This is a genomic window from Veillonella parvula (assembly GCF_018366295.1).
Classification (GTDB): domain Bacteria; phylum Bacillota; class Negativicutes; order Veillonellales; family Veillonellaceae; genus Veillonella; species Veillonella parvula_P.
Genome location: NZ_JAGZIJ010000003.1, coordinates 118344 through 141034 on the forward strand (window position 1 = coordinate 118344; position 22691 = coordinate 141034).

Annotated in this window: 24 protein-coding genes; 5 read left to right on the forward strand and 19 right to left on the reverse strand. The window is 38.4% G+C overall.

Going from position 1 to position 22691, the window contains the following annotated elements; genetic code table 11:
• Positions 1 to 113: 113 nt before the first annotated feature.
• The 3 genes from KHY58_RS04790 to yedE all read right to left on the reverse strand — a co-directional run bounded on the left by KHY58_RS04790 (position 114) and on the right by yedE (position 2569).
• Positions 114 to 800, reverse strand: coding sequence for a carboxymuconolactone decarboxylase family protein (locus KHY58_RS04790; RefSeq protein ID WP_004697971.1), 687 nt, complete (start codon positions 798 to 800; stop codon positions 114 to 116).
• 348 nt (positions 801 to 1148) lie between these two features.
• Positions 1149 to 1397, reverse strand: a complete 249-nt coding sequence (locus tag KHY58_RS04795; protein ID WP_101928944.1) for a DUF3343 domain-containing protein — start codon at positions 1395 to 1397, stop codon at positions 1149 to 1151.
• Between the two features lie 110 nt (positions 1398 to 1507).
• Positions 1508 to 2569: a YedE family putative selenium transporter gene (gene yedE, locus KHY58_RS04800; RefSeq protein ID WP_101928943.1), complete on the reverse strand. Its 1062-nt coding sequence runs from the start codon at positions 2567 to 2569 to the stop codon at positions 1508 to 1510.
• A 120-nt stretch (positions 2570 to 2689) separates the two neighbouring features.
• Between yedE and KHY58_RS04805 the strand changes: the two genes are divergently transcribed.
• Positions 2690 to 3847 (forward strand): aminotransferase class V-fold PLP-dependent enzyme, encoded by a 1158-nt coding sequence (locus KHY58_RS04805; protein WP_278472323.1) that lies wholly within the window; start codon positions 2690 to 2692, stop codon positions 3845 to 3847.
• Positions 3848 to 3895: 48 nt separating this feature from the next.
• Here the strand turns inward: KHY58_RS04805 and KHY58_RS04810 are convergent, their stop codons facing one another.
• From KHY58_RS04810 to KHY58_RS04840, 7 genes are all read right to left on the reverse strand, one after another.
• Positions 3896 to 4726, reverse strand: coding sequence for a radical SAM protein (locus tag KHY58_RS04810; protein WP_101928941.1), 831 nt, complete (start codon positions 4724 to 4726; stop codon positions 3896 to 3898).
• A gap of 2 nt (positions 4727 to 4728) precedes the next feature.
• Positions 4729 to 5535 (reverse strand): 4Fe-4S binding protein, encoded by an 807-nt coding sequence (locus KHY58_RS04815; RefSeq protein ID WP_101928940.1) that lies wholly within the window; start codon positions 5533 to 5535, stop codon positions 4729 to 4731.
• A complete protein-coding gene (locus KHY58_RS04820) occupies positions 5528 to 6391 on the reverse strand; it encodes a substrate-binding domain-containing protein (RefSeq protein ID WP_101928939.1) in 864 nt (287 codons plus the stop codon). The genes KHY58_RS04815 and KHY58_RS04820 overlap by 8 nt, the downstream gene beginning before the upstream one ends.
• 437 nt (positions 6392 to 6828) lie before the next feature.
• Positions 6829 to 7059, reverse strand: a complete 231-nt coding sequence (rpsR, locus tag KHY58_RS04825; protein ID WP_004693795.1) for a 30S ribosomal protein S18 — start codon at positions 7057 to 7059, stop codon at positions 6829 to 6831.
• 39 nt (positions 7060 to 7098) lie between these two features.
• Positions 7099 to 7497 (reverse strand): single-stranded DNA-binding protein, encoded by a 399-nt coding sequence (locus KHY58_RS04830; RefSeq protein ID WP_004693797.1) that lies wholly within the window; start codon positions 7495 to 7497, stop codon positions 7099 to 7101.
• A 19-nt stretch (positions 7498 to 7516) separates the two neighbouring features.
• A complete protein-coding gene (gene rpsF, locus KHY58_RS04835; RefSeq protein ID WP_004693799.1) occupies positions 7517 to 7801 on the reverse strand; it encodes a 30S ribosomal protein S6 in 285 nt (94 codons plus the stop codon).
• A 141-nt stretch (positions 7802 to 7942) separates the two neighbouring features.
• The gene (locus tag KHY58_RS04840; RefSeq protein ID WP_021147747.1) at positions 7943 to 9127 is read right to left on the reverse strand and encodes a multidrug effflux MFS transporter; all 1185 of its coding nucleotides are present in this window, start codon (positions 9125 to 9127) and stop codon (positions 7943 to 7945) included.
• Positions 9128 to 9578: 451 nt separating this feature from the next.
• Here KHY58_RS04840 and KHY58_RS04845 point away from each other — a divergent pair, with 451 nt between their 5' ends.
• Positions 9579 to 10808, forward strand: a complete 1230-nt coding sequence (locus KHY58_RS04845; RefSeq protein WP_021147746.1) for an LL-diaminopimelate aminotransferase — start codon at positions 9579 to 9581, stop codon at positions 10806 to 10808.
• A 246-nt stretch (positions 10809 to 11054) separates the two neighbouring features.
• Here KHY58_RS04845 and KHY58_RS04850 read toward each other — a convergent pair whose 3' ends face one another.
• Positions 11055 to 13277: an autotransporter outer membrane beta-barrel domain-containing protein gene (locus KHY58_RS04850; RefSeq protein ID WP_021147745.1), complete on the reverse strand. Its 2223-nt coding sequence runs from the start codon at positions 13275 to 13277 to the stop codon at positions 11055 to 11057.
• Positions 13278 to 13569: 292 nt separating this feature from the next.
• Here KHY58_RS04850 and KHY58_RS04855 point away from each other — a divergent pair, with 292 nt between their 5' ends.
• On the forward strand, positions 13570 to 14541 hold the full coding sequence (locus tag KHY58_RS04855) for a diaminopimelate dehydrogenase (RefSeq protein WP_021147744.1): 972 nt from the start codon (positions 13570 to 13572) through the stop codon (positions 14539 to 14541).
• Between the two features lie 112 nt (positions 14542 to 14653).
• Here the strand turns inward: KHY58_RS04855 and KHY58_RS04860 are convergent, their stop codons facing one another.
• The gene (locus tag KHY58_RS04860) at positions 14654 to 15826 is read right to left on the reverse strand and encodes an SAM-dependent methyltransferase (RefSeq protein WP_021147743.1); all 1173 of its coding nucleotides are present in this window, start codon (positions 15824 to 15826) and stop codon (positions 14654 to 14656) included.
• A gap of 354 nt (positions 15827 to 16180) precedes the next feature.
• Between KHY58_RS04860 and ychF the strand changes: the two genes are divergently transcribed.
• Positions 16181 to 17287, forward strand: coding sequence for a redox-regulated ATPase YchF (gene ychF, locus KHY58_RS04865; RefSeq protein WP_101928938.1), 1107 nt, complete (start codon positions 16181 to 16183; stop codon positions 17285 to 17287).
• A 77-nt stretch (positions 17288 to 17364) separates the two neighbouring features.
• On the opposite strand, the gene KHY58_RS04870 is transcribed toward ychF, so the two are convergent.
• The 7 genes from KHY58_RS04870 to KHY58_RS04900 form a co-directional block, all read right to left on the reverse strand.
• Positions 17365 to 17601: a CsbD family protein gene (locus KHY58_RS04870; RefSeq protein WP_021147740.1), complete on the reverse strand. Its 237-nt coding sequence runs from the start codon at positions 17599 to 17601 to the stop codon at positions 17365 to 17367.
• 78 nt (positions 17602 to 17679) lie between these two features.
• Entirely contained in the window at positions 17680 to 17919 is a 240-nt protein-coding gene (locus KHY58_RS04875) for a GlsB/YeaQ/YmgE family stress response membrane protein (RefSeq protein WP_012863894.1), read from the reverse strand.
• 157 nt (positions 17920 to 18076) lie between these two features.
• The gene (locus KHY58_RS04880; protein ID WP_021147739.1) at positions 18077 to 18784 is read right to left on the reverse strand and encodes an NAD(P)H-dependent oxidoreductase; all 708 of its coding nucleotides are present in this window, start codon (positions 18782 to 18784) and stop codon (positions 18077 to 18079) included.
• 117 nt (positions 18785 to 18901) lie between these two features.
• Positions 18902 to 19159 carry a DUF3343 domain-containing protein gene (locus tag KHY58_RS04885; protein WP_012863892.1) on the reverse strand — a complete coding sequence of 86 codons (258 nt, stop codon included), beginning with the start codon at positions 19157 to 19159 and terminating at the stop codon, positions 18902 to 18904.
• A gap of 115 nt (positions 19160 to 19274) precedes the next feature.
• The gene (yedF, locus tag KHY58_RS04890; protein ID WP_012863891.1) at positions 19275 to 19874 is read right to left on the reverse strand and encodes a sulfurtransferase-like selenium metabolism protein YedF; all 600 of its coding nucleotides are present in this window, start codon (positions 19872 to 19874) and stop codon (positions 19275 to 19277) included.
• 102 nt (positions 19875 to 19976) lie between these two features.
• Complete coding sequence (gene selD, locus KHY58_RS04895; RefSeq protein WP_021147737.1) at positions 19977 to 21008, reverse strand: selenide, water dikinase SelD; 1032 nt, start codon at positions 21006 to 21008, stop codon at positions 19977 to 19979.
• A gap of 9 nt (positions 21009 to 21017) precedes the next feature.
• Positions 21018 to 21221, reverse strand: coding sequence for a DUF951 domain-containing protein (locus KHY58_RS04900; RefSeq protein WP_004693828.1), 204 nt, complete (start codon positions 21219 to 21221; stop codon positions 21018 to 21020).
• Between the two features lie 751 nt (positions 21222 to 21972).
• On the opposite strand from KHY58_RS04900, the gene rbr reads away from it, so the two are divergent.
• Entirely contained in the window at positions 21973 to 22518 is a 546-nt protein-coding gene (rbr, locus tag KHY58_RS04905; RefSeq protein WP_021147736.1) for a rubrerythrin, read from the forward strand.
• Positions 22519 to 22691: the final 173 nt, after the last annotated feature.

Here is a 22691-nt window from a genome sequence, read left to right on the forward strand (position 1 = left end):
GAAAAGGGGACATTAAACGTCAATTACATTCTATGTATTTAATACGAATCACTGCGACTATAAAAGCACTTCTTATAAAAAAAGACCTACTTCCGAAGAAATAGGTCTACATTTTATTGGAAAATCATAGCTTCTAAATTTTCAATTTGATATTGACTTAGGCCAAGTTCAGATAAACTCTTCTCAGCTGCAGTGAAAAGATTATTTTTACCAACTCGAGTACCTAATGCTGCCGCAGCGACCAATTCACGGTCCAATTTACCTAGACGTGAACGATTACGATTTTGAGGTTTTGGTTTTTTCATACGGAACGTATTATATTGAACCCCCTCTTTTGCTTCCTCAGCTTTCGGCTTTGTTAAAGGTGCCCCATTAGTGCCATTCCCCAATAAAGCACTAAGTCCTGTTTGCTTTGGTACCAATTTTTCGTACTCATCGCCAAACTCAGGGCGTTCATCACGTAATTGATCAAATGTAGCTAAAGCAGCATTCATTTGTTTCAAGCCAGCAGCAGAGTAAAGTTGACGAATGGCAATACTCACCTCTTGTGGCGTCAACGTGCCTCGCTCAATAGCAGATGCAATTACACTCTTTAATGCACCTTGATCACCAGACGCAGTATAGCGGCCAATTTCAACCAAGTCTTTCTGACGTGCATTAAGCTCTTTTGGCGTATATATATTTATCTCAGATATAGATGGTGCCTGTTTAGAAGGTTGTTCTCCCGCCCCATTAGCCTCAAACATATAGCCACCGGCAACGATGGCCACGGCTAATGTTAAGGTTAATACTCTTTTCAAAGTCTTACAATCTCCCTTATCATTAATACTAATTGTATAATACTGCAATAGTAGCGTACATTATCAATGGATTTATTTTACTGTTCTACTGTAATACATACTGTAGATATTATTATATAATACTTCATCTAATTTTTATAGTCCTATTCGAAAAAAATCTATAATCTTTTAAGAAATTATATATATTTATCTATAAAAATTATATATTTATAAACCACACTTAACAATGCATCAAAATGCACTTCTACTATTTTATCAAAGAGATTAATGGCTATCGTAATAAACTAAGAAAGAGAATTCGAATCATACCAACTATGCATCAATACTGAACCAAACAGTCTATATAATTTACTCATTTGAGCTTTCAAATATAGTTCTATAACCTTCAACTGTAACAGCCACTATTTGTTCAATTTCCTCTGTAGGATCCTCCATGAAAGTAAAACTTTCATCAGCCTCAAAGGAAGCACTCGTTCCACAGGACGAACTAAGATTCCGTGGTACAGGACGTAGTTCTATATTAGTTACCCCTTCTGGGGCTTCACGCTTGAAGCGAATCGCTCCAAAATGAGAGTAAAAAGTGGCAATATATTTCATAGACACTCAATTCTAGCTATCAATAACGAATAAAATAGTAAAATACATTCATACTATATGTTGATCATACCATACATGATCTAAACATTTCCAAGTTAACCATCTGCAGGCTAAGCATTTGAACGTTTTGTATTAAGTACAGCAATAATGAACGCTACCACAAAGCCAACACCTACAGCAATTTCACCATTTAGTGTAGGACCAGCACCAGAGGCAGCTAAGCCGAAATTATGAGCAAATGCTGCGCCAGCCGCAAGGCCAAGCACTGTAACAGCGGAATCAGAATTACCTTCACCAGTCATGATTAATTGACGTAATGGACAACCCCCAAGCAATACGCTACAGAAACCTGCAAGCGCCATACCTAGGAAGTTCCACAATCCATCTGTATGTGCAATTGGTTGGTTTTCAAAGCCAAGATGGAAATTACCAAAGCTAATATTCACAACGAATACACCAATGAGAACCGCTAAATAACCAAAGATAAGAATGGATTTTTTGAACAAGAATAAATCCCGAAAACCACCAACGGTACAAAGGCGACTAAATTGAGATAAGCCACCTACCACAAGGCCTGCTGCCAATGAAATTAACCAAGGTGCATGCATAGCGCCTGGTCCTTTTTGACTAAATAAGATAAATGCCGGAGCAGTTACTACTAACACTAATAGCCCAACTTGGATGGCAGGCATCATAGCAGACTCTAACTTACTCAATGCGTAAGTTCGTTGTAAAGAATAGCCTTTTTTCAAGAATATTGTACCGACCCCAATACCACCAGCAAAACCAGCAATACCGAACAAAGCATTTAAGTCACCGCCACCAAGTCGCAAAATCATACGAATTGGGCAACCGAGGAACATCAAAGCACCAATCATAACAAAGAAACCAAGAATAAATCGAATAATTGGAGAGGAACCACCTTTACTTTGGTGTTCGCCACGAATCATGGACAATACATAGGCCCCTAAAATAAGACCGATAATTTCTGGACGAATGTACTGTACCGGTGCAGCACGATGTAGACCAAGAGCACCTACGGTGTCACGAACAAAGCAAGCAATACAGAAGCCCATGTTACCTGGATTTCCGGCTAATACGAGAAAACCCGCAATAACACCAATTATAAGGCCTGCAATAATTAAATTTCTTTTTTCATGAGACCCACTCATAATAAACTCCTTTCAAACTACAAGAACTAAAACTATATAAGTATGTGCTCCTACCCGATCAAGCACAATACTCATGATATAATAACCATAAATACATCTTGTTATTCATGGAGATTACCTATGAAGTATATCTATTTAGACAATGCTAGTACCACATTTCCAAAGGCACCAACTGTGGCTAGTGCTATGTCAGACTATATAACAAATAGAGGCATCAATATCAATCGTGGCTACTATGCCCTCGCCTATGATGTAGAGGATATTATCTATACAACACGGCAGCGATTAAACAGCTTATTTAACGGACACGATCCTTCTCATGTCTTTTTTACTCAAAATGTGACGATGAGTTTAAACATGGTTATCAAGGGGCTATTCAAAGCAGGAGACCATGTACTGATTAGCTCTATGGAGCATAATGCTGTCATGAGACCGCTCACTCAACTACTCAATGAAGATATTACCTTTGATACTATCCCTTGTGATACTACAGGTTCTATCAAATTAGACGCTATTGAGTCACTCATTCGTCCAAATACAGTAGCTATAATTATTAATCACGCGTCCAATGTATGTGGAACCATACAACCCGTTAAAGAAATCGGTATAATCTGCAAAGAGCATAATCTACATTTTATTGTAGACGCGGCACAAACGGCTGGTATCATGCCTATCGATGTAAAAGAATCTCAAATAGATGCCCTCTGCTTTACAGGTCACAAAGGCTTATTAGGCCCTCAAGGTATTGGTGGCATGATTTTAACCAAAGAAATGGCTCAAGCCTTAACCCCTCTTATTGCTGGTGGCACAGGTAGTTTCTCACATTTAGAAACAATGCCTACTAATATGCCTGATGCCTTCGAATCAGGCACATTAAACCTACCATGCATCATAGGTCTCAACGAAGGTCTCGCCTTTATTGAATCGAAGGGTATGGAAAACATTCATAACCACGAGCTCGCATTGACAGAAGCCTTCCTCAAAGGCTTACGACCGATAGATGGCATTAATATCATTGGCAAGCAAAATGTTCAGGACAGAACTGCTGTCGTATCGATTACAATTGATGGAGCTGATGCTGCGAGCGTTGCTTACGAACTAGAATCAACCTATCACATCATGACGCGCGTTGGACTCCACTGTGCACCACGAGCACACCAAACGCTAGGAACCTATCCAGAAGGAACAGTACGCTTCTCCTTTGGCTATGCCAACACACATAAAGATGTGGAATCTGCATTATCTGCTCTACATAAAATCGTTAAAAATACTAAATAATACATAACCATTAAGGCTATATACTTCGGTATATAGCCTTTTATGCTTCTACGCTTCGCATAAACGACCGATAGCATCAGCTCTACAGCGTTTGCAGTGTGTCATTTGCGGCACATAGTGACCAATAAATTGACGCATGTTATCGATTTCTTCTGAAGTTGGGCCTCGGTGATTTTCAAAGACCGTATCGTGAACTGGAATCATAGCAATACAGTTCATCAAATCGACACCCCAAGCTTCTGCTTGTTTAGCGATTGCTGGCACATGGTCCATATTTACATCAGGCACTACTACAGTATTAATCTTAACAATAATATTCTTTTCCTTTAGTTTTCGGATACTTTCAGCCTGACGCTCTAATAAAATACGGGCCCCATCGATTCCTTTGTAAATATTACCCTCATAGCGAACCATGGAATATACATTTTTTGCAATCTCTGGATCAATAGCATTAGCCGTAATCGTTACATGCGTAATTCCTAAGTCAGCAATGTCATTAACATAATCAGGCACTGCCAAACCATTACTAGATAAACAAAGCATGACATGAGAAAAATCCTTTTTCACGAGGCGGAAGGTTTCAAGTGTCTTGTCTGCATCACACATAGGATCCCCAGGACCTGCAATACCTACTACAGAGATATCCTGACGAGCATCAAACACCTTGCGCACAAAGGCAGCTGCCTCTTGTGGCGTATATACATGTTGCGTCACGCCTGGTCTATTTTCATTCGCACAGTCGTACTTACGATTACAATAATTACATTGAATATTACAATTGGGAGCTACTGGTAAATGTAAACGACCCCAATTAGCAGAAGCGGCCTTGTTGTAACAAGGATGATTTTGTAGGAAACTTTGTCCTTGAATTTCTTTCATAGTTAACCTTTCCGACCAAATCTAATGGCATCTTTATGGCATACATGTAAACAGTCACCGCAGTTTGTACAGTTCATTTCATTTGGTCGTGTCCCCATTTCACAAACGCGTAAACACGCATCACAGTTGTCGCACTCATTCGTTTTATAAATTCTAAAAATAGAAATCTTACGAAGCAATTCCATGATGCCACCGAAAGGACATACAAATCGACACCATGCATTAGCAATAATAAGGGAACCAGCAATGATGGAAACTACAGTTATAGTACGAGCCGCCCAATACCATTCGGAGAACTGCATAGATAAAATAACAGCATTAAAATATTCATCGCTCGTCCGAATTGGGATCATAATGCGAGGATTACCAAATTTAAAATATACTACGAGCCCTAAAATTATAGTTGCTACCATGCCGAGTTGAAGGAAACGCATATAGTTTTTACGATTTCTTAGTGGTCCCATAGATATTTTTCCGAGCATTTGGTTCACCCACCCACTTGGACAGAACCAGCTACAGAAAGCACGTCCAAAGAATACGACCATAATCGGTAAGATAATCCACCACGCATAAAAGTACGTCGTGATGCGCCCCCAGCAAGAAATCATAGAGCAACTTTCACAGTTCACAAACGGAACAATATAAGGACAACGGAATACACCAAAGTACACCCATTTCCCCATAATAAAGAGGAAGATAAACTGTACAAACCGACGCCAAAGCGTTAAATTCTTAGGAGCCTTAGTTCCAGATATACCAGAGCTTGTTTGAGCCCCACAGGTTGTAGATGATGGACATTGATTACACATCTTTTACACCAAACCTTTCTATCAAATCGAGACCTCTCGCACTATGAACGGATGTAAATCCGTGATTTTCTAAGATTTGTTGTCCTTCTTGGGAACGTGTAAATTCAATATAATCGGCAGCCAACGCACGATCTTGTACATATTTCATCGTGTTAATAGTGAAAGTCAGCGGTGCAGGCGGCACAAACTGTGCAGGTATGTCGAAATATTCGATACAATCCTTAAACCGGTCATGTGTGGTAAGGCGTTTTTCAATGATGGACACATCGGCCTTGCCTTCTACGAGGTCACACATCATGGAGATCACACAAGCATTTTCAGCTATCATGTTCTTCATAATGCCATCGGTTAATCCTGACAGTTTCATAATCCCCTTTACAGAGGCACTGCCTGGAGGAGATGCACCCAACGGCAACATGACGCGTACACCGGGCTCCGCCATATCTTTAAGATCACGAATACCGGCAGGATTACCTTTAGGTGTGACTATGACGTAGTCTGTAAAACATAGCGGCTCAAAAGCGATACTTATCCCTTTTTTGCGCATATTTTTTGCTAACTCTAATCCGCGAGCTCCAAAGATTTCGGTGCGACTTTTTTCTGCTAACAAAGATTTACCAATAGCCCCTGCAAAAGCACCGGTGTACTGAATATTGTGACCTGTGTGCATCGTGTAGACTTGGTTTAAATCAAGAAATGCTTCTGACAAGCCTCCACAAGTCCATACTTGTAACGAATCAGATTGTGTTGGCTTATAAGCACCTCGTATAAACGACGGCACTGCTGATGCAGCCGCTAAAGCTAAAGCACCACCAATAAACTGGCGACGGGATATATCCTTTTTCAAAAATCCCATGTACTTACCACCTTTCACTGAACTTTACAGCTATATATGTATATTTGTATTATAGTATAAATATTTCTAATCGTATGCATAAGATTGATTAACTAATCTATATAGATTAGTCATATAAAACCTATTATTTATTAAATTATTCAATTTTTAACTTCAAATAACTATATCTATTTTTATGAATATTTATTACAACAAGTAACTACGATAATTAATGAGAATCAAAGGAAATAGATAGGACCTATGCTCTAAACGCATAGGTCCTATCTATTTTTATTCTATACCTTTATACAACAATCTATACAATAAGCTTCAATCCCTAATATAGCCTTCTAACATCTCCAGTTAAATAAATTCAAAGATATACACTTCCATGTGAATCATGGACCAAACGCAAAAAGGCGGCACAACCAAATGGTTGTACCGCCTTGATTCATCAATTATTCAGCAGTGAATGGCAATAAAGCAATTGCACGTGCACGTTTGATAGATGTAGTCAATTTGCGTTGATGTTTTGCGCAAGTACCGGAAATACGACGAGGTAAGATTTTACCGCGTTCAGTCGTAAAACGACGAAGTTTAGCAACATCTTTATAGTCGATTTGATCGATATGGTCTGCACAGAAAACGCATACTTTTCTTCTTGGCTTTCTGCCTCTATCTCTTCTCATTGCGAATCCTCCTTTTCGAATTAGTAGGAGTCCCTGACACTAGAACGGAATGTTTTCGTCATCGCCGCCTGTACTGAAACTATCAAAATTGGACCCACCTTCGAAAGAATTAGTATTCATATCAAGGGATTGGCCCACAAAGTTCGCTACCACTTCAGTAACGTACCGTTTTTGACCGTCCTGAGTCTCGTAAGAACGAGTTTGCAAACGACCTTCTACAAAGCAACGACTGCCTTTACGAAGATTGCCTGCCGCTTCACCAAGTTTACCCCAAGCAACGCAGTTGATGAAAGCAGTTTGTTCTTTCGTCTCATTTGTTGTGGAATCAATATAGGTGTTTGTGGCAGCTACTGTGAAAGTTGCTACAGCACGACCAGTTTTGGTATAGCGTACTTCAGGATCACGAGCTAAATTACCTAGAATTTGTACAGAGTTCATGTTTTCCTCCAGGCTTTAATTATGCTTCGTGTTTAACAATTAGATGTCTTAGGACTTCATCGTTGATTTTCAATACACGATCGATTTCTTTGATTTCAGCAGGAGCTGCCTCAAAGTTAATCAATACATAGAAACCGTCAGTGAATTTCTTCACCGCGTAAGCAAGACGACGCTTGCCCCAACGATCTACCTTTTCTACTGTGCCGCCTACACGAGCAATTAAAGCTTCTACTTTTTCAATAACAGCGTTAGTTGCTTCCTCTTCAGCTGGTTTCACAATAAACATGACTTCGTATTTGTTCATACAAAATCACCTCCTCTTTCGGACTAATGCCCCTATCGACACATAGGGGTAGGAAGTGCTTACCATCAATAAGCCTTACTATTATAACCTAAAAAAATGATGAAAGCAAGGGCTCAGTTTAAGTCCTTGCTTTCACAAATATTATATACGATTATATTTTTCATCCTCAGGAAAGGCAATAATAGCACAGATAATTACAAATATGGCTATTACCCCCATCATAGGATAGGCCGTATCATTTGGTAAGAAGGTAAGTATCAACGATGACACAATACCACTACCATATTGCATGGCGCCTAATAGTGCCGCCCCAGATCCAGCCATTCTACCTGCTCTATCTAAAGCTAATGCATTAGTTACAGCGGCAATGATACCATTCATGGAGAAGAATAGAAAACAGCCAATAACAATTAACCACAATGAATGGTAACCTAAGAACATCAAGCCCATAACAATGGATACACAAATAGCAGCAAATAGTGTGGCATATTTCAATAGTCTATCGAGGCGTATAGCACTAACAATACGACGATTAATAGCACTTAACAACATAACACCAATAATATTGACAGAAAAGAGATAACCAAAATATTCTTTAGGCACTTCATACACATCTATATATACATAAGGCGATCCCGTTAAAAACGCATAAATGGCAATATAAAATGAGCTAACACATAGGGTATATTTCATAAAACCTTTGTTGCGCAATAAAATCCAATAATTATTATAGGTATGACCTATAGACTTTTTACTACGCTTTTCTAAGGGATGTGTCTCAGGAATCACCAATACGGCAACGAGCATTAAAATACCGATAGCAACAAGCAACCAAAATATGGAATGCCATGTATACCATACGAGTAAATGCCCTGCTAACATTGGCCCTGCTATAGGAGCTATGGCCATGACAATGGCTAATGTAGATAACATTTTAGCCGCCTCAGTCCGACCATATAAATCCCGAATCATAGCCCGCGACAGCATCGGTCCTACACAGGCACCAAATGCCTGAAACACACGCCAAGCCAATAACTCCATCATAGAGGAACTCAAGGCACAGCCTACAGAACCAATAATAAATAAAACTATCCCTATAATAAGTGGCTTCTTACGACCAATTTTATCGCTAACGGCGCCCCAAAAAAGCTGAGCTAGCGCAAAGCCAATTAAGAACCCTGTCAACGTAAGCTCCGCATCACCATTGAGGTCACGCCCCATCTCAGGCATAGCTGGCAAATAAATATCCGTTGACAACGATGTAAACGCCATCAAAGCACTTAATATAGACGTAAAAAGCCATCCCTTATTGCTAATCGTCAGCATAAAGACACCACTTTCATATAAAACCACACTATAATATGTATTTATTTAGATTATATCAAAAACAATGTTAATGCTATATAGTTTTGATATACTTTCATCAAAAAAGCATAGTAAAATACTATGCCCAAAGTAGAGTAAAGATAAAAGCCTAACGCAACAGAGTATTCAAAATACTCGCACGCTAGGCAATCCTAAAAAATGTTTATAAGATGAGCCTAACGCAACCACACGTTGATGGCTCTCTTTTTACTTATTATACAACATAAACAGAATTTCTAAAAGAAATTATAAAACAAATGATATGACTAATAAATTCCTCATAATACGACCTTTTATAGTAATAGACTTAAACAATATTTACATAAATCAGAAATTCTATAGAAAATCCTTGCGTCATTATTCTATATAATTTACTATATATAGAGAAATCTGATTATAAAAAGGAGTCATCATGGCTAATATCAATGAAAACTACTTAAACCTTCAAGGTTCTTATTTATTTGCTAATATTGCTAAAAGGGTAAATGAGTACCAAACTGCTCATCCAGATGCAGATATTATTCGTCTTGGTATCGGCGATGTTACATTACCTCTTGCTCCAGCAATTATCGATGCTATGAGTAAAGCTGTTCAAGAAATGGGAAAAGCGGAAACATTCCGAGGTTATGGCCCTGAACAAGGTTATGATTTCTTACGTCAAGCTATTGTTGATGTCGATTACAAACCATTAGGCGTAGATATCGCTATTGACGAAGTATTCGTTTCCGATGGTGCAAAATCTGACGTTGGTAATATCCAAGAGTTATTCAGCGAAGATAACATCATTGCTATCACAGATCCTGTGTACCCAGTATACTTAGACTCCAACGTTATGGGTGGTCGTACTGGCGAAGCTGTAGATGGCATCTTCCAAAAGGTTGTATACCTCCCTACTTACGCAGAAAATAACTTCTCTCCAGAATTCCCGTCTGAACGCGTAGACATTGTATACCTTTGCTCACCTAACAATCCAACCGGTACTGTTTTGAGCCGTGCTCGTTTAGCAGAATGGATCAAATGGTGTAAAGATAATGATGCCATTTTGATGTTTGACTCCGCTTACGAAGCTTTCATCAGCACAGAAGACACTGTAAAATCTATTTACGAAATCGAAGGCGCTCGCGAAGTGGCTATCGAGTTTCGTTCCTTCTCTAAAACTGCAGGATTCACTGGTACACGTTGTGCTTACGCAGTTGTGCCTAAAGAGGTAACTGGCAAAACTAAATCTGGTGAACGCCAACCGCTAAACCCTATGTGGAACCGTCGTCAATGCACTAAATTCAATGGTGTTCCTTACATCATCCAACGCGGTGCTGAAGCAGTATACACAAAAGAAGGTCGCGAACAAACACGTGCAAACATTGCATACTACAAAGAAAATGCTCGCATCATCAAAGAGGGTCTTGAATCTATCGGCCTTACTGTATATGGCGGTGTGGACGCTCCATATATTTGGCTTAAAACGCCTGGTAATATGACTAGTTGGGAATTATTCGATGTCTTGCTCGAACAAGTTCAAATCGTATCTACACCAGGCTCTGGCTTTGGACCTCACGGCGAAGGGTACCTTCGTTTAACAGCATTCGGTAGCCGTGAAAATACAATTCGTGCCGTTGAAAGAATCAAAACGTTACAATTCTAATTTAGCTATATCTATATTTAGAGTTACTTTTAGACTCATATTTAGATTACAATGAATTTGTAATGTCTAATTAAATAGTGTTTATACATTAGACCAAAAGACCGATTACAGTCCTTCAATAGGAATGTAATCGGTCTTTTTTATATACCCTTACATATATAAATATTTAATTCTAGTATTCCTTAACACCATAGTAGAGACAAATAACATCCCCATATTATTTGTCTCTACTATATTTACTATTACCTAAAAGTTATGCCGAATCCCTGCGTCAATGCGATAGGAATTGTCTACGGTAGCACCAAAGTTTTTAGTGAAAGTCCCATAAATATATGTATTAGGACGTACGCTCCATGAGCCACCTAGTTCAAGATCAAGCCATGTGTCTTTCAAATTCACTTCACTACCTGTGGTTGGCTCACCGGCCATGCTATAAGTAGCTTTCATTTTACCAGAGAATTCATGTGCTAATGCTGCTTTGAGGAAAAGATTGCTGTTCTTACTTTCCTTGCCAATGCCTACACCAATACGACCAATAACGGAATTTACCGCATCAGAGTTAATGTGTACTATGCTGCCCGTATTTGTACGAGCATCAAAGTTTACACCAGACAAGCGACTAAACGTCAATTCTGCGTTAGGATCGATATAAAAACCATTGTCTTTCTTGATTCGTTTACCATATTCAACGCTCAAGGAGGTACCTGTATTGCGGTAATCACCGCTCAAGCTTGTGCTCAAGCTATTACGTACGGTAAAATCATTTTTCAAACGATTTACTTTACCAATAACATCTAAGTAACGACCATCATTATATTGTTTTGCACCGTATAATGCTAAACCTGCGGTTTTACCGGACCCAGAGCCTAGAGCGTAATCACTATTGCTTGTACCATATAGCAAAGCACCACCAATGGTCCAATCTCCACGCAATGTGTCATAGCCAACTTGCGCCATATTGTATGTTTGGTTTACATAGGCGTTGTCTGTAATCTTAGATTTACCGCCGATGTATTTTCCCCATACACCATGCTTATTGGAGTTGAGTCGCACATCACCGAGGCGACGTTGTAAATCATTCGTATCGGCTCTCATTTGCATCACAGAGGAGGCTAACGCACTCTTAACACCAGATACAACTTCGCTTTCACGAGTTGTCACGACCGCTTTATCCGTAACGCTAGCCTTACCGTCAACAGCAAAGTTTTCTGTACCAAGGTTAGTAGAATATGAAGGACTAATGAGTCCGGAATGGACTTCAACATTCACATCTAAATTACGTTCACCCTTAGTAAAGCCAGTGTATGTTAACTTATTAGCCAACTGCTGCAAAGTACTACGTGGGTTGTTTACATTTACATATCCTTTAAGAGCATCTGCCGAACTGCGCATAGTCACAGAAGAACCCTTATCAGCATGGTTGATAACAACTTCGCCTTTACCTTGTGCAGCTGCAGGAGCACCCTTTTCGTAATCAATGGCGGTATGACCTGCATAATTATTAATAGTAATTGGTCGTGCGTCTACCGGTTGAATAATACCTTGACTCGCTATATCCTTACCACCAATAAAATGCTCCACACGACTACCTGTATATAAATAGTTTGCATTATTAGGACGACCTTGTGTAGGATATACGCGCTCAGCGCCTAACCATTCATTGCGCCAGGTCGCACCATTTTGTAAATACAATCGCAAACCACCATGATACGGATTATTATTGCTTTCATCAAATTCATTCAACACACCACCTATTAATTTAGAATTTGGTGTTGTTAAGCCTAAAGAGATTTCAGAGCCATGGTTATGAGGGTTCTTTTCAATACCATAGTTTTTATCTAAAAATCCTATATTACCGTACATCTTCACATCATTAGTTCCCGGATGTAAGCCATCCATACCCGTATTTACATATACAAAGCCTTCTTCAGATAATGCAGAATAGGTATCAGAGGTATTTAAAGGATATGTTTTTACATCGGCTCCACCTAATATGCGAATATATCCATCTTTATTAGCTTGCAAACCAACGCCAACAGCATCGATTTTAGCATTTCCTTTTACGGTGACTCGAGTATCATCGTTATTGCCATCACTAGTAAGTCCACCATAACCAGCATAGATACCGCTCATGTAATAATGTGCCAAATCAGGTCTACGTTTCGCACCACTTTCTGCAGGTGCTGGATTTTTAACTGTTACAGTTACATTTTTATCGATAGCGACTTGTGTCCCATCAAGAGCATAAATACCTGTAACATTATTATGATATTTTGTACCATTTACACCTAAGCCTGATACATTAACAGTTAAGTCATCTGTATAATGTCTCTTTTCCCCCCACAAATTAAGACCAATAGATTTTCCGTCTGTATGACTTTCCACAGTTGTGGCTGATACCATGGTAAAAGCATTAGCACCTGTTACGATTAATGCAGCAATAACAGCAGCTTTTACATTTCTTCTCATATTATACCTCCTCTAACATTTCAACTATGAACATAACTAGCTAACATAACCAATTTAATTGTATCTAGGTTCGGGGTATATGTGTCAATTTATACTCATATGATTTTTTATTTGTCCCCTATAACAACACGCTATGTATCGATATAGTTGTGCACAAATTACTTGTTTAAATTAGATATTAATTATTTTCTATACCATCTAAAAAATTCTATAGAAAAATATTAAAAGCTATTAATTTTATGCTATAATAAATATGTTAATCATTAAATTTCAACTTATATAGGAGGCTAATATGAATATTCGTATTGGTATTGTTGGTTACGGCAACTTAGCTCGTGGCGTAGAAGCATCTGTTCAGTTACAACCTGATATGGAGCTCATCGGCGTATTCTCTCGCCGTCAAGGTATTGAAACTGTATCTGGTGTACCTACTTACACGATGGAAGATATTCCTAACTTTAAAGGCAAAATCGATGTAATGGTTCTTTGTGGTGGTTCTGCAACAGATCTTATCGAACAAACTCCAATGGTAACTAAATACTTCAACTGTATCGATTCCTTCGATACACATGCACGTATTCCTGAGCATTTTGCTAATGTAGACAAAGTAGCTAAAGAAGCTAAAACTGCTACATTAATTTCTTGCGGTTGGGACCCAGGCATGTTCTCTTTACAACGTGTATATGCTGAAAGCATCTTGCCTCAAGGTAAATCTTATACATTCTGGGGCCGTGGCGTTTCCCAAGGTCACTCCGATGCTATTCGTCGTATCGATGGTGTTCTTGATGCCCGTCAATACACTGTTCCTAAAGAACAATACCTTGAAGCGATCCGCAATGGTGAAACTCCAGACGTTGATGGCTACAAAGGTCACCTTCGTGAGTGCTACGTAGTAGCTGCTCCTGATGCAGACAAAGCTAAAATTGAAAATGAAATTAAAACTATGAAAAACTACTTCGTAGGTTACGAAACTGTAGTCAACTTCATTTCCCAAGAAGAACTTGATCGCGACCACAAAGGCATTCCACATGGTGGCTTCGTTCTTCGCTCTGGTGAAAGTACAGAAGGCACTCGTCACGTTATCGAGTACTCCTTGAAACTTGACTCTAACCCTGAATTCACGGGTTCTGCACTTGTTGCTTATGCACGTGGTCTTTACCGCCTTGCTAAACACGGCGGCACAGGTTGCTATACAGTATTCGACATTCCACCAGCTTGGATTTCCACACAATCTGCTGAAGAATTAAGAGCACATTCTCTATAATAGAGCGAGGCCCGCATCGACTTAATAGATGAGGGCCTTTTTCATACACATTAAAAGAGAGACCATATCAGATGGTCTCTTTTTTATCCTATTAACCTTATTTTACGTTTAATTAATACCATCGTGTTAACGGCAATTCGTTCGTAACACCTTTTGTCATCAAAATTTGATGCAAGTCCATATTACCAATGTAGAAACCTGCCGCACATCCACAAAGATACAGATCCCACATGCGTACGAATTCACTCCCCCGTTTCGCCTCTACTTGCTCACGGACGCCTTGGAAATTGTTATACCAATGCATTAAAGTCTTATAATAGTGATACCGTAAACTTTCAACATCGATGACATTCATATCATAGTCATAAGCGAGGCTGACCATTTCGCGAAGGGACGGCAAACATCCGCCCGGGAAGATATATTTACGAATCCAGGCACTTGTTTCCTTTTCAGATGGGTCACTGATGTAGTGGAGCAGGAACAACCCGCCGTCTTTAAGCATTTCCGATGCGTCCTCCATATACAGAGGAAAGTTAGGTCGCCCTACATGTTCAAGCATACCGATGCTGACAATGCGGTCAAAGGTGCGACCAGAAGCCGCTACGTCTCGATAATCTATAAGTTCAATCTCAACTTGTCCTTCAAGGCCATATTCTTTAATGCGTTCCTGTCCTTTTTTCCATTGTTCTTCGGAAAGAGTACACCCATAGCCCTTAACCCCATATTTACGAGCCGCTTCAATGAGAAGGAATCCCCATCCGCAACCGATATCAAGTAAAGTCATCCCTTCTTTTAAATATAATTTATCAAGAATATGATGTACCTTTTGATATTGCGCATCTTTGAGACTATCATTCTCATGCTTAAAATACGCACAGGAATAGCTCATGGTTTCATCGAGCCACAATTTATAGAATTCATTACCTAAATCATAATGGGAAGATACTTGTTGTTTTTGATCTTTCTTTTTAAGACCCGCATTAAAGAGCGAGCTAAGTACCTTACGATTGATAGAGTCCTTACCTACATGACCAAGGACTACACAAAGGGCTTTAAACAAATCCCCTTCAATTTCGATATCTTTACGCATATACGCTTCACCGAGGGCGAGTTCTGCGGATATTAACAAGTCCTTCTTGGGAATACCACGATTAACGATGACGGTAAACTCGGATTCTCCGTCACCGATTGTATATTCATTATCTCCAATTTTTACGGTAAAACAATGATCATTAAAGCGTTCTAAATAATGGACTAAGAAACTATCAAATAGCTTGGAAAACATACTGAACTTCCTTTCCTATTAGCTTTCACTATATAGGTTTAAAAATATATACATTAACATGATTGGATACATTCCATACCCTTATTAATTTATATACCTATAAATTATATCAATATAGTTACGGCGAATAAAAATCTATATTAATCCTATATTTTAATATGAACTTATCACATTATTTAAGTAATATATTTAACTCTATTTATATTATAGCACTTTGAAATAATCTATTTTATATTTATAGACTAACTCCATCCTATTAGTATGGTATAATATTTATTTGATAAGGTTTATAACAAACTATTACTATAAACTTTCACAAAGAACGAAATCAATTTGTTAATAAAAGGTGGTACCATGAGCACAAATTTAGAAGTAGGCATCGTAGGCCTTCCAAATGTTGGTAAAAGTACATTATTCAACGCTATTACAAAAGCAGGCGCTGAAGCTGCCAACTATCCATTCTGTACAATCGAGCCAAACGTAGGTGTCGTTGATGTTCCAGACAATCGTTTAGCTGTATTAGCTGAAATGTTTGGTTCCAAACGCATCCTCCCTGCAGCTATGCGTTTCGTAGATATTGCAGGTCTCGTTGAAGGTGCCTCTAAAGGTGAAGGCTTGGGAAATAAATTTCTTAGCCATATTCGCCAAGTAGATGCGATAGCACAAGTTATTCGTTGTTTCGATGACCCTAACATCACTCACGTAGCAGGTTCTATTGACCCAATTCGCGACATCGAAATCATTAATACTGAGCTCTGCCTTGCTGACCTTGAATCCGTAGAAAAACGAAAACAACGCATCGAAAAAATCGCAAAATCTGGCGATAAAGATGCTCGTGCTGAACTGCCATTATTAGAACGCATCATCGAAGGTTTAGGTGAAGCAAAACCCGTTCGTGCACAAGGTCTTGATGAAGACGAATTAGAAATGATCAAAGAGTTGACATTGCTTACAGCTAAACCATCTCTTTATGTAGCCAATATTTCCGAAGATGAAGTATCTGATTATTCTGCCAACGAATATGTAAAACGCGTAGAGGAATATGCGAAAAACGAAGGCGCTGGTATCGTTGTTGTGTCCGCACGTATCGAGTCCGAAATTGCAGAGTTATCCGAAGAAGAATCCGCTGCATTCCTTGAAGATCTTGGCCTTGAAGAGTCTGGCTTAACTAAACTTATCAAAGCAAGTTATGCACTTTTAGGTCTTATCAATTACTTCACAGCTGGTGAAATGGAAGCTCGTGCTTGGACAATCGTAAATGGCACCAAAGCACCTCAAGCTGCTGGTAAAATTCACTCGGATATTGAAAAAGGCTTTATCCGCGCTGAAATTGTCTCCTTTGATGATCTACAAGCTTGCGGTAGCCAAAACGCGGCTAAAGAAAAAGGCCTTGTACGCCTTGAAGGCAAAGACTACGTTATGAAAGACGGCGATGTAACCCATTTCCGCTTCAATGTATAAACAAACTTATATAACAAAAACCAGTAAATCTCAGGATTTACTGGTTTTTTATTACTAATTATAACCTTTATATAATATTATTTATCGTCTTTATGAAGAACATTTTTGACGCCACTAATCGCACCATCTACAGCATCTTTAACATCTTCAGCTGCTTTTTTGAAATCTTCAGCAACATCATGTGCAGCGTCTTTAACTTTTGCAGCTGTATTTTCTACAGCACCTTCTGCTTCCAATTCTTTGTCACCAGTTAATTTACCGGCATTTTCTTTTAATGCACCTTTAGCTTGATTTAATTTATCTTCTAATGCCATAATTATGAATCCTTTCATATGAAATCATTTTTAGTTATGTTAGCTATATATGTTAGCTATACTTTTAAAAATAGATTACTATCCCTTTTTCCCGAAGAAAAAAGAAACAACAGCAACAACAATTACAGCGCCAAGAACAGAAGGAATTAATGCCATGCCAGCTAAACTAGGACCCCATGTGCCAAATATTGCTTGACCTACAGACGAACCAACTAAACCAGCAACAACATTGGCAATAATGCCCATTGCTCCACCTTTGTTAGTGATTGCTCCTGCAAGAAAACCGATAAAACCACCAACAATAATTGACCATAACATACGATCACTCCTTCCTATTTAATCAATATATTTATAATATCCTACCAAATTATATGGGCTTTATAAATATAATAAATAATATGTATATTTATAATATACCATTCATTTCTAAAGATTAGATGAAGAAATTTGATGTAGTTATAAAAGTCACAATTGATTAAACTACTGTAACAATTTCATTCATTGTACGACGTGTTTTATTTCGATGTGGTTCTTCATCACGATAACCAAAGGCAGCCATCACAGCAATGCCAAAATGCTTTGTATCAAAAAGACCTAATTCATCACCTAAGAGCACTGTCATCTTATCTTGATTAAAGCCTTCCAATGCACAAGAATCAAGACCTTCATAAGCAGCCATGGTCATCATGTTAGCCATTACAATGTACGCTTGCTTAGAAGACCAATCAAAGGCAGCACGATCAGACTCAAATGTTTTATAGTCTTCAGTTGTGAACTGAGCATATTTTTCTTTATAAATAGCATCGACTTCAGCAGGTAATTGTTTCACCTCTTCTTGAATATAGCGTACATAAGGAGAATCAAATTCCAAATCCACTTTTTTACGTGTTAAGAACACCACGAAATGACTCGCTTCAAGACCAGCTTGAATACCCCAACCATAAGATTTCATCTTTTCACGGATTTCAGGATTTTGAATGACTAATAATTGGTAAGCCTCAAAACCTAAGGAGGTTGGAGACAAGCGCGCCGCCGTTAAAATACCTTGCCAATCTTCATCAGAAATCTTTTTAGCGCTATCAAATTTCTTACATGCGTAGCGATATGTCATAGCATATTCTAAATCCTTACGATCAAATTTAGGGGCTGTTAATTTTACATTTTCTATTTCATATTTACTCATATATACCTCCATAATTAATATCTGCAATTGATAAAATATATCATGTTTCTATAGTACCACACTCATCGTTCAAGTTATATGAAGATGAACACTAAAGTAAAAAAGCCTAGACAACGTCTAGACTTTATACGGTACAGCTAGCTCGCCCTTTTCATACCAAAATAAGCCAGATGTACTAATTTTATGTTCTTTTAAAATGGTCTTTACTTGATCCACTATACTTGAGTCTATTGCAATAGATAAACCGCACATATCGTAAAGCTCTGGGGGGGTAGCCATCAACTGATGAGGCACCTCTAATTCTGTTAATACCTTATCCGCCTTATCTCCAAAATAATAAGAGGTAAAAACTACAAGTAATTTTTTTCGTTCCATTACCTCACCCCTCTGATAACTAGCAAGATCAAATTGCTCATACATTAAACATAAAGCTTGGAGATATAAAAAAATCCATCGAAATTGATAAAAAAAGATACTATACTACTAGAAATTATAGCTTAATAATATTATCCCCTACAATAGAGTCTGTAATAGCATACATATTAGTAATACTACCTACGCCCAGCTCATCTTTCACACCGAAATAATCAAGGCAAATGCCGCATGCTGCAATTTCTACACCAAGCTTAGCTAGTTTCTTTATATTTTCCAAATGAACCGAATCATTAACTACCATCTTAACACTACTATTGATGAAATAAATCTTAGAAGGTTTTACATCGGCTTCAAGCAAGCATACCCAGAAGGTTTTCATCAAATTTCGGCCAAGTTCTTCACTACCTTCACCAAGATAATCCTTCGTCATCAAAATAACCCGATTTCCATAGTTCATAGGCTCACAACGGGCTTCAGTAACTGGATTTGCATCAGGGGTCAGTGTAAGATAGAAATCCTTTCCATCTTGGCGAACTTCTACACCATAACCACGAGACTTCCCAAACTTCGCCACATTATCGCGACTCACTTCATTATCTACAATAGTTGTAATAATAGCACTTGGATTCGCATCACTTACCTTCTTGGTCTCGATAACAGGTTTTGGACATAAGCTACCGCGCACATCTACAGTTAATTCCTTTGTATTGCTCATCATACACCTCTACATACATTATATAATTTGTGAAAGTATCAGCTAATAATATTTTATTTAAATAGCTAAATCAATACCATACAGTACTTATCTTTTATGAGTTTATTTTGTTACTCGTACGGCAAGACCGCTAAAGCTTTCAACAGTGCCCACAATAGCAGCACAGTCAATCCCCGCCTTATAAAAGGCCTCGACAAGTGTCTCACTTTCGCTAGCAGGAACAGAAAATAGTAACCCGCCAGAGGTTTGAGGATCAAATACAATATCCGTCCATACAGGATCCAAGTCCTCATCAACTTGTACTTCAGTTATAGCCTTGCGATTACCATAAGATGCAGCCGGAATTAAGCCCATTTGAGCCGCCTCGATAACATCATCAAAAAGAGGGATATCGTAAGCTTTGATATGAATCGTCACATCAGAAGCACTTGCCATTTCTACGGAGTGCCCCATAAGGCTAAAGCCTGTTACATCTGTACAAGCATGAACTGTAAAGTTATGTGCCACCTCAGCCGCTACACGGTTTAAAGTACTCATACTAGTAACGGCCTGTTCCGTACCTACAGGAAATAAACCTGCTTTCAGAGCATTATTCATAATACCTGTGCCAATGCGTTTTGTTAGCACCAACACGTCCCCTACTTGAGCACCTTTATTTTTCCAAATCTGTTTTGGATTTACTTGTCCTGTCACAGACATCCCAAAGATAGGTTCCTTATTTTCAATGCTGTGTCCACCTACGATGGCTGCACCAGCCTCGGCTACAATCGAACCAGCCCCATTTAACACATCCGTCAAAACACCTTGCTCGACAAGAGGAACCGGAAAGCCTACGATATTCATCGCTGTTAAAGGGGTGCCACCCATAGCATATACATCGCTTAATGCATTGGCAGCTGCAATTTTACCAAATAAATCAGGATCATTAACCACAGGGGTAAAGAAATCTAAAGTTTGCACCAGTGCAAAGGTATCAGAGATTTGATATACTCCAGCATCATCGGCACCAGTCATATCAGCGAGAACATGCTTGTTAGTAACGGGTGTTACAGCTTTTAGCACACGGTTCAATATATGAGGCCCAATCTTACACGCGCAGCCTCCACTTGTAACATAATCAGTAAGTCGCACCATAACTCCTCCTTACTCATTTTCCGGCAATCTAGAGACGATTTTCTTAACAGCCTTTTCAAATTTAGGGCGCGGCATCAAGAGTTGATGACCGCAGCCATTACATACGATGAGAAAGTCTGTGCCGATTCGCTTAACTTCCCACTCGTCACTGCCACAAGGATGCGATTTTTTCATCTTCACTACATCTCCTACGTAATATCTAACAAATGCCATAGCGCCTCCTTTAACTTCTGTCAGTATTTATATATTTATTATACATAAAATAGTTACTTCTATAAATATACCCTAATTCTATAGTTCAATCTTCTATTATATATAACCATAAAATTTTCACCATAAATATATAATGTACAATTTTAATATATCTACTGTTCTTATAATTAAACCATAAATCAAGAGAATTATTATTTTATAACCACCAAAAGGTCACAGAAACTTTGCACTTAATCATTATATTTTATGGGAAAATATTAGTGCATACAACGAAATTAACATTAACAACTAAACAATAATGATTTTTCATTTAGTTATCATTCTCAATATCAAAACAGGGATTTTTTATAAACCCCATACTATTCATTCTTTATAAATCCGCATCTTTACTGCATTGATAATATTTATCATTTAGAAAATTTTCGAAATAAATTTTATAAAAAGACTTGCATTTCTCATTTAGTATGTTACAATATAGTCAACAATGATTATTCGTTAAGTATACGGATAACACATTGTATATAAAACTGTTAGGACGGCAAGTGCCGAAACACACAAATAAGTAAGTACTATTTTAAGAGTTAGGCAAGTGTCTATTTGATCTAAGAATAAGTTTTCTTAACTAAGGCGAAGTCGCCCTCGAAATTATAGAATAAGTATTCTATTCCATTGCATTCACAACCAAGTGGTTATGAATATATATGTTAAGTAACAATTTTGAAAATTATCGTAAGTACAAAGGAGTATTAAAATGGCAGAATTAAAAGGTTCTAATACTGAAAAAAATCTTCAAGCAGCATTTGCTGGCGAATCTCAAGCATTCCAAAAATATACATTCTACGCTAGTGCAGCTCGTAAAGCTGGCATGAACGAAATCGCTGACTATTTCGAAGAAACAGCTCACAACGAATCTGCACATGCTAAATTGTGGTTCAAAGCTCTTCATGGTGGCGATATTTCCGCTGATATCGAAGCTAACCTTCGCGATGCAGCAGCTGGTGAAAACTACGAACATACTACAATGTACAAAGAATTCGCTGACGAAGCCGAAAAAGAAGGCTTTGCTAAAATCGCTTTCCAAATGCGCGAAGTTGGTAAAATCGAAGCTCGTCATGAAGCTCGTTACCTTGCATTAGCAGCTCGAGTATCCGGTAACAAAGTATTCACTAACGACCAACCAGTAGCTTGGATCTGTGCTAACTGTGGCTATGTACACATTGGTGAAGAAGCTCCTAAAGTTTGCCCAGTATGTGCTCACCCACAAGCTTTCTTCCAACGTTTGGTTGAATCCTTCTAATCTGTAAGTGCGACACCAACTAGATTAATAACCTGTAAGTACAGATTTTAATGAAACTATACCTGTAAGTACAATCTAAACTTACAGTAAGTACTGACAACTTCCTTAACAAAAAGACGATGACATTTGTTTGTCATCGTCTTTTTTTGCATTCTTTTGCTAGATTTTTATTT

What these genes read in the sequence shown, in the direction of transcription:
- KHY58_RS04795 (WP_101928944.1), bottom strand. Translation starts at nt 1,397, where the DNA reads ATGAAATATATTGCCACTTTTTACTCTCATTTTGGAGCGATTCGCTTC.
- KHY58_RS04850 (WP_021147745.1), bottom strand. Translation starts at nt 13,277, where the DNA reads ATGAGAAGAAATGTAAAAGCTGCTGTTATTGCTGCATTAATCGTAACA.
- KHY58_RS04840 (WP_021147747.1), bottom strand. Translation starts at nt 9,127, where the DNA reads ATGCTGACGATTAGCAATAAGGGATGGCTTTTTACGTCTATATTAAGT.
- yedE (WP_101928943.1), bottom strand. Translation starts at nt 2,569, where the DNA reads ATGAGTGGGTCTCATGAAAAAAGAAATTTAATTATTGCAGGCCTTATA.
- rbr (WP_021147736.1), top strand. Translation starts at nt 21,973, where the DNA reads ATGGCAGAATTAAAAGGTTCTAATACTGAAAAAAATCTTCAAGCAGCA.
- KHY58_RS04820 (WP_101928939.1), bottom strand. Translation starts at nt 6,391, where the DNA reads ATGGGATTTTTGAAAAAGGATATATCCCGTCGCCAGTTTATTGGTGGT.
- KHY58_RS04845 (WP_021147746.1), top strand. Translation starts at nt 9,579, where the DNA reads ATGGCTAATATCAATGAAAACTACTTAAACCTTCAAGGTTCTTATTTA.
- KHY58_RS04880 (WP_021147739.1), bottom strand. Translation starts at nt 18,784, where the DNA reads ATGAGTAAATATGAAATAGAAAATGTAAAATTAACAGCCCCTAAATTT.
- ychF (WP_101928938.1), top strand. Translation starts at nt 16,181, where the DNA reads ATGAGCACAAATTTAGAAGTAGGCATCGTAGGCCTTCCAAATGTTGGT.
- KHY58_RS04810 (WP_101928941.1), bottom strand. Translation starts at nt 4,726, where the DNA reads ATGAAAGAAATTCAAGGACAAAGTTTCCTACAAAATCATCCTTGTTAC.
- yedF (WP_012863891.1), bottom strand. Translation starts at nt 19,874, where the DNA reads ATGAGCAATACAAAGGAATTAACTGTAGATGTGCGCGGTAGCTTATGT.
- KHY58_RS04900 (WP_004693828.1), bottom strand. Translation starts at nt 21,221, where the DNA reads ATGGCATTTGTTAGATATTACGTAGGAGATGTAGTGAAGATGAAAAAA.
- KHY58_RS04860 (WP_021147743.1), bottom strand. Translation starts at nt 15,826, where the DNA reads ATGTTTTCCAAGCTATTTGATAGTTTCTTAGTCCATTATTTAGAACGC.
- KHY58_RS04870 (WP_021147740.1), bottom strand. Translation starts at nt 17,601, where the DNA reads ATGGCATTAGAAGATAAATTAAATCAAGCTAAAGGTGCATTAAAAGAA.
- KHY58_RS04830 (WP_004693797.1), bottom strand. Translation starts at nt 7,497, where the DNA reads ATGAACTCTGTACAAATTCTAGGTAATTTAGCTCGTGATCCTGAAGTA.
- KHY58_RS04885 (WP_012863892.1), bottom strand. Translation starts at nt 19,159, where the DNA reads ATGGAACGAAAAAAATTACTTGTAGTTTTTACCTCTTATTATTTTGGA.
- selD (WP_021147737.1), bottom strand. Translation starts at nt 21,008, where the DNA reads ATGGTGCGACTTACTGATTATGTTACAAGTGGAGGCTGCGCGTGTAAG.
- KHY58_RS04815 (WP_101928940.1), bottom strand. Translation starts at nt 5,535, where the DNA reads ATGTGTAATCAATGTCCATCATCTACAACCTGTGGGGCTCAAACAAGC.
- KHY58_RS04875 (WP_012863894.1), bottom strand. Translation starts at nt 17,919, where the DNA reads ATGTTATGGTCAATTATTGTTGGTGGTTTTATCGGTTTTCTTGCAGGA.
- rpsR (WP_004693795.1), bottom strand. Translation starts at nt 7,059, where the DNA reads ATGAGAAGAGATAGAGGCAGAAAGCCAAGAAGAAAAGTATGCGTTTTC.
- KHY58_RS04805 (WP_278472323.1), top strand. Translation starts at nt 2,690, where the DNA reads ATGAAGTATATCTATTTAGACAATGCTAGTACCACATTTCCAAAGGCA.
- KHY58_RS04855 (WP_021147744.1), top strand. Translation starts at nt 13,570, where the DNA reads ATGAATATTCGTATTGGTATTGTTGGTTACGGCAACTTAGCTCGTGGC.
- rpsF (WP_004693799.1), bottom strand. Translation starts at nt 7,801, where the DNA reads ATGAACAAATACGAAGTCATGTTTATTGTGAAACCAGCTGAAGAGGAA.